Annotated in this window: 13 protein-coding genes; 2 read left to right on the top strand and 11 right to left on the bottom strand. The window is 66.0% G+C overall.

The annotated features are described in order from the left end of the window. Positions 1-94: 94 nt before the first annotated feature. Positions 95-577: a DUF2147 domain-containing protein gene (locus A9975_RS10240; protein ID WP_183032598.1), complete on the bottom strand. Its 483-nt coding sequence runs from the start codon at positions 575-577 to the stop codon at positions 95-97. A gap of 628 nt (positions 578-1,205) precedes the next feature. Here A9975_RS10240 and A9975_RS10235 point away from each other — a divergent pair. Then, a complete protein-coding gene (locus tag A9975_RS10235; RefSeq protein ID WP_183032597.1) occupies positions 1,206-1,595 on the top strand; it encodes a hypothetical protein in 390 nt (129 codons plus the stop codon). Positions 1,596-2,294: 699 nt separating this feature from the next. After that, positions 2,295-2,894 (top strand): histone H1-like DNA-binding protein, encoded by a 600-nt coding sequence (locus A9975_RS10230; RefSeq protein WP_183032596.1) that lies wholly within the window; start codon positions 2,295-2,297, stop codon positions 2,892-2,894. Between the two features lie 401 nt (positions 2,895-3,295). Here A9975_RS10230 and A9975_RS10225 read toward each other — a convergent pair whose 3' ends face one another. The 10 genes from A9975_RS10225 to A9975_RS10180 form a co-directional block, all read right to left on the bottom strand. Then, positions 3,296-3,763: a hypothetical protein gene (locus tag A9975_RS10225; RefSeq protein ID WP_150986864.1), complete on the bottom strand. Its 468-nt coding sequence runs from the start codon at positions 3,761-3,763 to the stop codon at positions 3,296-3,298. Positions 3,764-3,785: 22 nt separating this feature from the next. Then, positions 3,786-4,733 (bottom strand): carbohydrate kinase family protein, encoded by a 948-nt coding sequence (locus tag A9975_RS10220; RefSeq protein ID WP_183032595.1) that lies wholly within the window; start codon positions 4,731-4,733, stop codon positions 3,786-3,788. Positions 4,734-4,848: 115 nt separating this feature from the next. Next, on the bottom strand, positions 4,849-5,349 hold the full coding sequence (tpx, locus tag A9975_RS10215) for a thiol peroxidase (RefSeq protein WP_043349617.1): 501 nt from the start codon (positions 5,347-5,349) through the stop codon (positions 4,849-4,851). A 71-nt stretch (positions 5,350-5,420) separates the two neighbouring features. Further along, positions 5,421-7,010 carry a DUF3426 domain-containing protein gene (locus tag A9975_RS10210; RefSeq protein ID WP_183032594.1) on the bottom strand — a complete coding sequence of 530 codons (1,590 nt, stop codon included), beginning with the start codon at positions 7,008-7,010 and terminating at the stop codon, positions 5,421-5,423. A gap of 9 nt (positions 7,011-7,019) precedes the next feature. After that, positions 7,020-7,934 (bottom strand): 50S ribosomal protein L11 methyltransferase, encoded by a 915-nt coding sequence (gene prmA, locus A9975_RS10205; RefSeq protein ID WP_150986867.1) that lies wholly within the window; start codon positions 7,932-7,934, stop codon positions 7,020-7,022. 43 nt (positions 7,935-7,977) lie between these two features. After that, positions 7,978-9,345, bottom strand: coding sequence for an acetyl-CoA carboxylase biotin carboxylase subunit (gene accC / locus A9975_RS10200; RefSeq protein WP_043349611.1), 1,368 nt, complete (start codon positions 9,343-9,345; stop codon positions 7,978-7,980). Positions 9,346-9,528: 183 nt separating this feature from the next. Continuing rightward, positions 9,529-9,987, bottom strand: coding sequence for an acetyl-CoA carboxylase biotin carboxyl carrier protein (gene accB, locus A9975_RS10195; protein ID WP_043349608.1), 459 nt, complete (start codon positions 9,985-9,987; stop codon positions 9,529-9,531). A 158-nt stretch (positions 9,988-10,145) separates the two neighbouring features. After that, complete coding sequence (aroQ, locus tag A9975_RS10190) at positions 10,146-10,640, bottom strand: type II 3-dehydroquinate dehydratase (protein ID WP_183032593.1); 495 nt, start codon at positions 10,638-10,640, stop codon at positions 10,146-10,148. 206 nt (positions 10,641-10,846) lie between these two features. Beyond that, positions 10,847-11,395, bottom strand: coding sequence for a TlpA disulfide reductase family protein (locus A9975_RS10185; RefSeq protein WP_183032592.1), 549 nt, complete (start codon positions 11,393-11,395; stop codon positions 10,847-10,849). A 113-nt stretch (positions 11,396-11,508) separates the two neighbouring features. Continuing rightward, positions 11,509-12,214 (bottom strand): UDP-N-acetylmuramate--alanine ligase (locus A9975_RS10180; protein WP_370564304.1); only part of this gene is annotated, 706 nt, incomplete at its 5' end.

Genomic DNA, 12,214 nt, shown 5'->3' with positions numbered 1-12,214 from the left:
GGTGTGGCGGAGGTGGCGCGGCGGCGATGCGCGCAGGCAAGCTGGCGGCGATGCCGGTGCCGTCGGTGGCACCGGCATCGCCGGTCGTGGCAGGCTAGCGTTCGCGCTCCCAGGTCTGGGTGCGGCCCAGCAGGCTGATGCCGATGAAGCCGCGCACGTTGAGTTTCTTGCCGTCGTCCGCCAGCGACATCTTGGTCTTGTAGAGCTTGCCGCTTTCGGGGTCGAGGATCTCGCCGCCGCTCCACTCGTTGTCGCCGGTCTTGCGCAGGCCGGTGATGATGGTCATCCCCATGATGGGTTGGTCGCGGCGCGCGTCGGTGCACTTGTCGCACACCTTGGTCTTGCCGTCGTTGTCGGTAAAGCTCTTGACCAGCTTGCCGCTAAAGACGCCGTTCTGTTCGCTGATCTCCACCAGGCCGCGCGGCTTGCCGGTAGCGTCGTCGATGGTCTTCCATGAGCCGGCGGGGGTGGCCTGGGCCAGCGCAGCGGCGCTACCCAGCAGCGCGCCGGCGAGCACGGCAGTGCGTGCCGCGACGGCGGCGGCGCGTGCGACGGAGCGGGGGGCAGTAAAGTGCATCGGGATCTCCTCTTCGAGTTGGTGCGCGCCATGATGCCAGCACCGGGCCAACCCGGCGGCGCGCGTACGCCAATCTACTGGCGATGCGCTCTCGCTGCAATCGCCAGCCCGCCTTTGCGTACGCACCAAAGCCCCCCCGGCAACTGCCGCAGGCCGGCCTGGCGTATGGAAGCAGGCGGATTCTGTCATGCAGCAAATTGTCCGCCGCCCGGCACTCGAAGCAATCCTCTAGCGGTGCGTTTCAAGTGAGGGCGCCATGCCGTGCTTGCTGCCTCAGGGGTGCCGGCGCGTGCGGCCATCCACGCTCTCGTTCCTTGCGCGCACCGGCGACCTGCTCCATTGGCAGTAGACCATTCGGATGGTGCGCGAGCCGATGCCTCGCCACGCGATCTGCCGCCCCGGTCGACGCGCGAAGTCATCCGCTGTCGGACGCATGCCGACACCGCCGTGAGACCACCGGCGAAGCGAGACTCGAACGGGCATCTCACGTGTCGATGACGCCTGCGCGATGCGAGTGCGAGATGGTGAGCGACATCGTTCGAGCATCGTTCGATGCATCGTTGGAGAGCGCGTGTCGCGGTGACGATTCTCAAACCGTTGCGTCGGCGCATCACTGCGCGCGCAGCGCGTGAGCGTGCGTGCCGGGTTGAGGCGACGCGCACTGTGCGCGTCGCGCGCCGCGTTGCGGATGCGCGTCTTCGCGGTAGCGCTGCAGATGTCCTCGCAGCGCTCGATCGCATCCAGTCACCACGCGTCCCAGCTCACGCGCAACGCCTGCTCACGGTTGAGCGCGCAGAACTTTTCTGCTTCCCCAAAAGCCTTTGTGCATGCGGGTTTCCGGCTTTACACCATGAGCGGGAATTGGCATTGCCGAAGGGCATGGAAGACGCGCGACTGCGATGCGCACGCCGAAAATCCGCAGCACGCCAGCGACGTCTTCACGCTCGCGCGATGCCGTGTCGAAGGGGCATCGAGCATGGTCGAGCGCAGCGTCGCGAGGGTGCGAGAGACGCGATGAGAGCGTAGCGCGCGCAAGCAAAGACGAGGTCAGCGCAGCGCAACGACGAAGACGATGAAGTTGTCATGCTCGCACGCAAGTTTTTTTGCACTTTTTTCTTAACATCGCCCAACAAACGAATTATGATTCGCCTTGACAAGAGTCTCACTTCATTGCATGGCTGCGTGGCAGGCAAGACAGCAAGATGCAACGATGAGGTTGGACGTGATGCGCAACGATGAGCGCCACCCACTTCGATGCAATGAAACAGGTAGCTCAGGAGCACTAGAACTTTGACGCAGACCAAGCCGTACTGGTTTTCTAAAACGCGTGCAGTCTCCTTTGGCCCAGTAACGGGATGGGCGAACTACCCCCGAAAAAATGCCGTACGTGGTGTGCGTGGCCTGGCCCGCATCACGGAAATGCCGGCCGATATCTCTCTTTTCATGTCGCGCGCCGATCCGGCGGATGGCGCGGGCAGATCGAATATTCCAGGGCGCGGCAAGCGTCAGAAGCCCGGCTGCGGGCTCCGCTTGGCCACATTCGCACCGCGCGCCGCGGTGCCCCTGCCACCGAATTCATTAGCGTGCGGCCACAACGCGCGCCGTGCGCCGATGAATCGCTCGCTCGATTGGGGTCGCATCGCTGTATCGCGCCTCGGATCGGTCGGGTCGCCAACTTAGGTCATTCGATATTCACTCTCTAGTGAAGGAGTTATCCATGGCAACGACTGCAAAGAAGAAACCGGCGGCTAAGAAGGTCGCCGCCAAGCCGGCCGCCAAGAAGGCAGCTGCCCCGGCCAAGAAAGCCGCTGTGAAGAAGGTCGCCGCCAAGAAGGCCGCACCGGCCAAGAAAGCTGCACCGGCCAAGAAGGCTGCAGTGAAGAAGGTCGCTGCAAAGAAGGTCGTAGCGAAGAAGGCAGCGCCGGCCAAGAAGGCAGCCGCACCGGCAAAGAAGGCCGCAGCCAAGAAGGTTGTAGCCAAGAAGGCCGCGCCGGCCAAGAAAGCTGCCGCCAAGAAGGTTGTAGCGAAGAAGGCCGCACCGGCCAAGAAGGTCGCCGCCAAGAAGGCCGCACCGGCCAAGAAGGCTGCACCGGCTGCCAAGAAGGCCGCGCCCGCCAAGAAGGCTGCTGCTGCCAAGAAGGCTGCTCCGGCCAAGAAGGCGCCTGCTGCCAAGAAGGCACCGGCCAAGAAGGCTGCTGCCAAGAAGGCCGCGCCTGCCAAGCCTGCCGCTGCACCTGCTGTTGCACCCGCTGCAGCTGCCAAGACCGCGCTGAACCCGGCTGCGGCATGGCCTTTCCCCACGGGCACCCGTCCGTAAGCGTGCCGGCAACGGCTACCGCTGGGAATTGCCAAGGCACGCAGGGCGTGCCGCACTGACCGGATACCGCGTATCCGGTCTGCAAGACGCTAGTCTTGCCAACCCGCCGATGGTGCAAGCCCGGCGGGTTTTTTCATGGGCGATCGAACCACGGCAGGCGGAGCACGCAACGCGGGACACTGCGGGCCGGCCCGGCAACGCCGCAAAGAAAAAGCGCTGCTCCGGTGAAGGAGGCAGCGCTTTGCCAGGGGCGTATGCGGCGTGTGCGGAGCGGTCCCGCAGACTACCCCAGAACGTGCCAGGAGCCACAGGAGCCATCGAGCGGCGGGGCGGCACCCTTTGGTTGCGCCCCCCGCTGCGCGGCCACCCAGGGCCGCCCTATGCCGTCCAGCGTATCGCGCTTAGTGCGTGACGCGGGTCGTGCCGCCCGACGACAGCAAGCGCACGCGCTCGCCCGGACGGAAGGCTTCGTCGGCGTCCTGGACGATGGCGCGCATATCGCCGTTGTCCAGGCGCACGGTGATTTCCAGGCCACGGCGCTGGCTGATCTTGTTCTCGGCCATGCTGCCGGCGATGCCGCCGAGCACGGCGCCCAGCACGCCGGCGGCCACCGAGCCGCCGCCGCTGCCGATGGTGCTGCCCGCGGCGATGCCGCCGATGGCGCCACCGGCGATCGTGCCGGCACCGGTCTGGTCGCCCTGGATCAGCACCTCGCGAACCGTCTCGACCACGCCGTAGCGCAAGGTCTGCTCGCGCTGTGCCTGGCCCGGCGTATAGATGCTGGCGGAATTCGACTGCGCAGCGCAGCCAGCCACCAGGGTGGCTGCGGCGGCGAGCGCGATGGCGCTGGTGCGAATCAGGGTGTGCATAGAATCAATCCCGGAAAAGGTGTTACTCGTAGCGGTAGCCAAAAGCGGACTGGAAGCGTTCACCGATTTCGTCGCGCGACGGTTTGTGGTTCTGCGGACCCTGGTGCGCGATCTTGATGGAGCCCATCAGGCTGGCAAGCCGGCCCGTTGTTTCCCAGTCGAAGCCCTGTTCGATGCCGTAAAGCAGGCCGCCGCGGAAGGCATCGCCGCAGCCCGTCGGATCGACGACGCGATCCGCTTTCACGGCGGCGATATTGTACTTCTGCTTGTCGGCGAAGACGGTGGCGCCCTTTTCGCCGTGGGTCACGATGAACGCCTTGACCTGCGCGGCGACTTCATCACCGGTCCAGCCGGTACGTGACAGCAGAACCTGAGCTTCGTAGTCATTGACCGTCACGTAGCTGGCGAGTTCAACGAACTGGCGCAGATCGTCGCCGTTGAACAGCGGCATGGCCTGGCCCAGGTCGAAGATGAACGGCACGCCGGCTTCGGCGAACTGGCGCGCGTGGTGCAGCATGCCTTCGCGGCTGTCGGGGGCGACGATGCCCAGGCCGGGCGCGTTGCTGCCGCCAAGCGCGTCCTGCACCTGCGAGAGCTGCGACTGGTTCATCGCGCCGGGGTGGAACGCCGTGATCTGGTTGTTCTCCAGGTCGGTCGTGATCATCGCTTGCGCCGTGAAGGTGTCAGGCAGGGTGCGGATGTGCTCGGTGCTGATATCGAGCGCGCGCAGGTGTTGCAGGTAGGGCTCGGCGTCGACGCCGACGGTGGCCATGACTACCGGGTCGCCGCCGAGCAGCTTCAGCGTGTAGGCGATATTGCCCGCGCAGCCGCCGAACTCGCGGCGCATGGACGGGACCAGGAAGGACACGTTCAGCATGTGGATCTGGTCGGGCAAGATATGTTCGCGGAAATGTCCCTCGAACGTCATGATGGTGTCGTAGGCAACGGAGCCACAGATCAGGCTGGACATGCTCTCTCCAATTCTCGTAATGCGGGCTGACGGGGCCACCGGGTCATGCCGGTGCCCCTGAATGCAAAAACGGCCACCCGTTTTGCCGGGTGGCCGCGCCTGGCAGGTGGCGCGCTTACTTCAGCGCGGCCAGTGCGGCGTCGTAGTTCGGCTCGTTCTTGATTTCCGAGACCAGTTCGCTGTACTTCACGGTGTCGTTCTCATCGAGCACCACCACGGCGCGCGCGGTCACGCCGGCCAGCGGGCCGGTCTTGATGTCCACGCCGTAGTTGCCCTTGAAGTCGGCGCCGCGCATCAGCGACAGCGGCACGACGTTGGCCAGGCCTTCCGCGGTGCAGAAGCGGCCCATGGCGAACGGCAGGTCGGCAGAGACGGTCAGCACCACGGTGTTGGCCAGGCCGCTGGCGGCTTCGTTGAACTTGCGGGCCGAAGCCTGGCACACCGGGGTGTCCAGGCTGGGGACGATATTGAGCACCTTGCGCTTGCCGGCGAAGTCGGCCAGCGTGACGTCCTTCAGGTCCTTGCCGACCAGCGAGAATGCGGGGGCCTTGTCGCCGGCTTGCGGAAACTTGCCGCCGACTTCGATGGCGTTGCCGCCGAGGGTGACGTTGCTCATATGTGCTCCTGTGTGAAATGCGGGCTCGCAAATCGGGGGCGCTCGGGATTAGCGGCGAGCCCAGAGGGAATTCAGGGGTAAAAAATCAGCACGCGGTAGTTTGCCGCCGCCTGCTGCGACCGGAATCGTACCCGAACCGGCAGCTCCGTGCCTGCCCGCAGGCCATGCGTGGCAAAGGCCTGCTGCCCGGTTTCGAGATAGTCGGCGGGTTGCAGCACACGGCGCAGGAGGAGCTGGTCCTGGAGGTCCGTCATGACCAGCTCGATGGCGGGCAGCGCCACGGTGGCGCGGCCTTGGTTACGCAGCGTCACGGCGAGCAGGTAGGCGTCGGATTCGTCATCCTGCTTTTGCAGCAGCGAGCTCTCGATGCGCAAGGCATCGATGTCGCGCCACGGCGCCACCTCGCAACCCAGCGGCGCGCAGGCTGCCTCGAAGGCGGGCCGCAATACAGGGAAGCGGCCGGACAGCTGGCTGCGCGCCAGGTAGGTGCCTTGCAGCAGTCCCGCGATCACCAGGAACCCGATCGCCACCTTTTGCAGCATGCGCTTGCGCCTGGCCGGGCCAGGATCGCGCTCACGCGCATGGCGCAGGAAGTCGGGCGCGAAGGACGGGGTGGCGGGCGTGTCGCTGCGCATCCACGGCCGCTCGGCCTGTTCGCGTGAGATCACTTCGGGAATCTCGGGCAGATCGTCCTGCGCTTCGGCGCGCAGGTAGCCGCCTGCGCTCGGGATGGCCGCTGCGTCGGCCTCGGTGCTGGCGGCGGCACTCGTGACGACAGGGCTGGTGGCGGATGCTTCGTTCGCCGCTTTCGCCGTGTCGCCCGCGTTTTCCGTATCGGTGATGTCCGCGGTGTGCGTGGCATCGCCGTCGCCCAGCGTGCTGGGGTCGAGTTGTGGCCAGGGTGCTGCTTGCGGCGCGGGGGCGGGTGCTTCGCTTGCCTGCGGTGCCTCCGCTTCTGCCTCCACCTGCGCCGCGGCAGCGGCGGTAAGGCCAGCTTCCTCGCTCTCGACGATGCCGGGTACGAACACCGCGGAAGGCTCGTCCTCGTCCTTGTCCTCGTCCTTGTGTTCGTGAGCGTCGGCGGTGCCGGTTTCCGGCTCCGCCCGATGGTTGCTGGCCTGCACCGCCTCGTCCGCTTCCGCCTGCGTCTGGTACAGCATGACGGTGGGCGCGTCGAGCGCCGGCACGTCATAGCCAGGGTCGTAACCGGGGTCGAAGGGCGCGGCGGCGGGGCGGCTGCCGTCGGCGTCGTGTTGGGCAGGCGTGTCGAAGGGCGCTGCTTCTTGCGGCACGGCTGTGGCTTCAACTGGGTGCGCTTCCGTGCCCGGGGGCGCCACGGCATGCGCCCGCTTGCGCGGGGCGCGCTGCGCGCGGGCAGCCTTGTGCAGTTCTTCGTGTGTTTCTTCGTGCGCGTGCTCGGCAGGCGCTTCCCGTGCCGGGGGCGTGGCGGGGGCAGAAATGCCTTCCCCCGCCTGCGCGACGGCCTCTGGGCCGGCTGCCGGCTCGGGCGCCGGCAACTCGATCAGGTGCTCACGTGCATCGAAGACGGTGTCGCACTGGCCGCAGCGGACCAGCCCCTGGCGCAGCCGCAACTGGTCCGCCACCAGCCGAAAGGCAGTGCGACAGGCCGGGCAACGCGTGACGAGCTTGGCTGCGGCCATGGGCTGGGCTCAGCTCTGGGTGCCGGGGCCTTCACCGCGGGTGCCATGCAGGCAGACCCAGCCTTCCTCGCTGCGCCAGACCGACATGGGCAGCCAGGGCGCGTAGGCCGCGGCGACTTCGTCGGCCTGCCGCTCCAGCACACCCGACAGCACCAGCCGTCCGCCGGGGCGAACCCGCGCGCTCAGCATGGCCGCCATCAGCTTCAGCGGGTTGGACAGGATATTGGCGACGACGAGGTCGTAGCTGGCCTCGGAGACGGTTTCCGGCAGCGCAAAGGTAGCCTCCACGCGATTGCGCTCGGCGTTATAGCGCGAGGCTTCCACCGCGTTGGGGTCGATATCGATGCCGAGCGTGTCGCCGGCGCCCAGCTTGCGCGCCACGATGGCGAGGATGCCCGAGCCACAGCCGTAGTCGAGCACCGTTTCACCGGCCTTGATGTTCTGTTCCAGCCACTGCATGCACAGCCGTGTGGTGGGATGGCTGCCGGTACCGAAGGCCAGCCCCGGGTCCAGCTCCAGCACCACCGCGTCAGGGTCCGGCGCATCGTGCCAGGACGGCACCACCCAGATGCGCTCGCCGATGCGGATCGGCGCGAACTGGGATTGCGTCAGGCGCACCCAGTCCTGGTCTTCGACGGGGCGCAGCTGGTAAGCCGGCACCGGGTCGACGCCCAGCGCATTGGCGGCGGCGGCCACCACCAGCACGGGGTCGGCGCTGTCGTCAAACAGCGCCACCACGCGCGAGCGGTTCCATGCCAGGCGGGTCGGCTCCATGCCGGGCTCGCCGAACAGCGGCTGCTCGTCGGGCGTATCGGCATCGGCGTCTTCCACCGAGACCGACAGCGCGCCGAGGTCGAACAGCGCGTCAGACCAGGCTTCGGCCTGGTCTTGTGCGATTTCGATCACACATTCCTGAAATGCCACAGGCGATCCTTGTCGATCAGTTATGACTGGCCGCGCCGGGGCTTCAGATCTTGCCGCCCTTGGCCACGTTCTTCTGGGCCAGGCGGTGCTCGAGATAGTGAATGCTGGTGCCGCCTTCGACGAAGTTGGCATCGAGCATCAGCTCACGGTGCAGCGGTACGTTGGTCTGGATGCCGTCCACCACCATTTCCGACAGCGCGATCCGCATGCGGGCGATGGCCTGCTCGCGGGTGGCGCCGTAGGTGATGATCTTGCCGATCATCGAATCGTAGTTGGGCGGCACGAAGTAGCCATCATACGCGTGCGAGTCGACCCGCACGCCGGGACCGCCGGGCATGTGCCACGCGGTGATGCGCCCGGGCGACGGCGTGAACTTGAACGGGTCCTCGGCGTTAATGCGGCATTCGATCGAGTGGCCGCGCAACTGCACGTCCTTCTGGCGCCAGCGCAGCTTCTCGCCAAAGGCGATGCGGATCTGTTCCTGCACGATGTCGATGCCGGTGATCATCTCGGTGACCGGGTGCTCGACCTGCACGCGCGTGTTCATCTCGATGAAGTAGAACTCGTTGTTCTCGTACAGGAATTCGAAGGTGCCGGCGCCACGGTAGCCGATCTTCTTGCAGGCCTCGGCGCAGCGATCGCCGATGCGCTCGATCAGGCGGCGAGGGATGTGCGGCGCAGGTGCTTCTTCGATGACCTTCTGGTGGCGGCGCTGCATCGAGCAGTCGCGCTCGCCCAGCCAGATCGCCTGGCGATGCTGGTCGGCCAGGATCTGGATCTCGACGTGCCGGGGGTTCTCCAGGAATTTCTCCATGTAGACCTCCGGGTTGCCGAAGGCGCGGCCGGCTTCCTCGCGCGTCATGTTGACCGCATTGACCAGGGCGGCCTCGGTGTGCACCACGCGCATGCCGCGGCCACCGCCGCCGCCCGCTGCCTTGATGATGACCGGATAGCCCACGGCACGCGCCGTGGCCAGGATTTCCTTGGGGTCGTCGGGCAGGGCGCCTTCGGAACCCGGCACGCATGGCACGCCGGACTTGATCATGGCCTGCTTGGCCGAGACCTTGTCGCCCATCAGGCGAATGCTCTCGGAAGTCGGGCCGATGAAGACGAAACCGGACTTTTCCACGCGTTCGGCGAAGTCGGCGTTTTCCGACAAGAAGCCGTAGCCCGGGTGGATGGCTTGCGCGTCGGTCACCTCGGCGGCCGAGATGATGGCCGGCATGTTGAGGTAAGACAGCGGCGAGGGCGCCGGGCCGATACAGACGGCTTCGTCGGCCAGCTTGACGTACTTGGCTTCCTTGTCGGCTTCCGAATACACCACCACAGTCTTGATGCCGAGCTCGCGGCAGGCGCGCTGGATGCGAAGGGCGATTTCACCGCGATTCGCGATCAGAATTTTTTCAAACATAGTCACTCTCTGCGAGGAGAAAGGCGGTCCCACCGCGGCGGATCGTGGCGTCCCCGGCGAGGGCAGCCGGAGTGCAGGCGGGGGTGCTGGCACCGGAACGAGGAACGCCCGGTGGCCGTCGCCGCCGTGGCTGGCCGGAGAACTCCGGCGCAGGCTGCGGGCGGCGCGGCATGCCGGTCAGTTTCAGCCGATGATGAACAGCGGCTGGCCGTATTCCACCGCCTGGCCATTCTCGACCAGGATTTCCTTGATCACGCCAGCCTTGTCCGACTCGATCTCGTTGAGCAGCTTCATCGCTTCGATGATGCAGACCGTCTGGCCTTCCTTGACGGTATCGCCCACATTGACGAACGACGCGGCGCCCGGCGACGGTGCGCGATAGAAGGTGCCGACCATCGGCGACGTCACGACATGGCCGACCGGCAGTTGCGGCGCGGCCGGCTCGGTACCGGCGACGGGCATCGCGGCCGGCGCGGCGGCCGGGGGCAGTGCCTGCATTGGCTGCATGGCCATCGGCGCGGCGATGACCTGCGGCGGCGCCTTGACGATCCGCACCTTGCCTTCGCCTTCGGTGACTTCCAGCTCGGAGATGCCGGACTCGGCCACCAGGTCGATCAGCGTCTTCAGCTTGCGCAGGTCCATCTTCTATCCTCCTGAATCGGGTTGTCCGGCGGCCACCGCTCTGGTGGCTGCGTCCGGGAAAAACTGACGCCTCCGGCGGGCTGCCGTGGTCCGCCGCGAACATGGCGGCGGGGCAGGCGCCGGGGGCGCGGTAACGGTTTAAGAAATCAACGTGCGGATCAGGTCTTGGGCCGCGCCTGTTCCAGCTCCTGCCCGAGGGCATAGTCCAGCGCCAGCAGATACCCCTGCCAGCCAAGTCCGCAGATCACTCCGATCGCCACATCGGAGAAGTAGGAGTGATGACGGAAGTTCTCGCGCCGATGCACGTTCGACAAGTGGACTTCCACAAACGGAATCGCCACCCCGGCCAGCGCATCGCGCAGCGCTACGCTGGTATGCGTATAGGCGGCCGGGTTGATGATGATGAAATCCACGCCCTCGTCGCGCGCGGCATGGATACGATCCACCAGCGCACCCTCATGGTTGGACTGAAACGTAGCCAGGGCGATGCCGGTCTGGCGGGCTCGCTGCGCGAGGGCCAGGTCGATATCGGCTAGTTTCGTGTACCCATAAGTTTCCGGCTCCCGCGTGCCCAGCAAATTCAGGTTCGGTCCGTGCAGGACCAGCACCTTGCGGTAGCGGGGGGAGCGGCGTTCGGGAGGTGTATCGATCACGGCGGCTCGACCATTTCAACGAAATTGCGCGGAGATTACCGTAGCTTAGAGTGATTTGTCTAGCAGCGTAGACATCGGCAGCTTCGAAGCAGGCGAGTTTTCAGGCCCGATTCCGCACTTTGAGGCTGCAGAGTCGTGTTTCGATCAAATTGCCTGATGATCGATCAAGATTAGGAGAAATTCGCCTCAAATCAAGAATCTTATGGCTAGCTGCGAGGCAGCGCGGCGCGCAGCTCGTCAGGGGAAACCCTGCCCATTTTGCGGTAGCTGACCGTGCCATCTGGCGCAATGATCACTGTATAGGGCAGGCCGCCGGCCGCGTTGCCAAAGTTGCGCGAGAGCTCCGTACCGGCAAAACCGGCCACGGCCAGTGGGTAGGAGACGGGGATCTTCTTGATGAACTGCTGGATATTGTTGGCGGAATCGATGCCGATGCCGACAAATTCCACTTTTCGTCCCGTGTATTCCTTATGCAACGCGTTCAGGTCGGGCATTTCTTCCACGCAGGGGCCACACCAGGGTGCCCAGAAGTTCACAACCACCGTTTTTCCACGAAGTTGCGCGAAGTTGATCTGGGTGCCATCCAGATCTGGCAGTTGCGTGCGCAGGAACGTCTCGACGGCCTCGTCGGATGCAGGCTTGGGCGAAAACACATAGTGCCCGGCCAGCGCGCCCGCGGCGGCAGCCACGACGGCGACGGCAAGCCAAGCCCAGAGGCGGCTGCGGCGGACAGGAGTGCTGGTGGAAGAGGTCATGGCAGCAAGAAAGATAGCGGCTGATGGAAGAGGTAAGAACCCGGATGGCCCGATAGGCCCGGTGCGCATGGCCTGTGACCAGCCTCGCTCGCGCTCCGGGTCAAGGCTGGCGCTCAGGCCGCTGCGGGCGCGTCGGGCACCTGGGGTGCCGCCGCTTCGGCGGCGGCCAGCAGTGCCAGCACCGCATCCACATCGGCACGGGCAACCCGGCCACCGGCCGCGGCCCGGACTGCGCCGCGTTCGTCATCCGCATCATACAGCGCTATATGAATGCCGACGGGCTGGCCAAGTTCCGCACGGATCTCTCCAGCCAGCAGGCGCGCGTCGCGCATGGCCGGCCACTGTCCCTTCCAGAGGAAACTCAGGGTCTCGACCTCGCCGCGGCCGGCGAAGTGCCGGGTCTCGCTGGTGTCGAAGTCCACGCCAGCGTTGAGCAGGTGCAGGGTGAGATCCTTGGGGCTGTCGCAGAAGCACTGCAGATAGACGTCGGAATGCTCGGTGGCGGTGCCGTTGAGCACAGCCCCGGCCAGGTAGGGGCGGAATGCAGCAAGGTCGCGCATGGCAAGCACGGCCAGCCGGCGCAGCAGCGCCAGGACGCGGGGCTGGCTCTCCGAGTGGAACAATGCCTGATAGAGACGGACTTCCGCCTCCACGGCCTCGTTGTCGGGGAGCCACTCGCCCGCCACGCGCACGTCGCCCAGCAGTTGCCGCGCGGCCTTGCGCTTGGCCGTGGCGTAGTCGGTGCCATCTTCCGCGATCATGCGGGCGGCAGCCTGGGCGATTTCCTCGCGCAGGCGGATGGGGTCGAGGGTGGGGCGG

Source organism: Cupriavidus sp. UME77, from assembly GCF_014170355.1.
GTDB classification, from domain to species: Bacteria; Pseudomonadota; Gammaproteobacteria; order Burkholderiales; family Burkholderiaceae; genus Cupriavidus; species Cupriavidus basilensis.
This window is presented reverse-complemented; position numbering and strand designations above follow the sequence as displayed.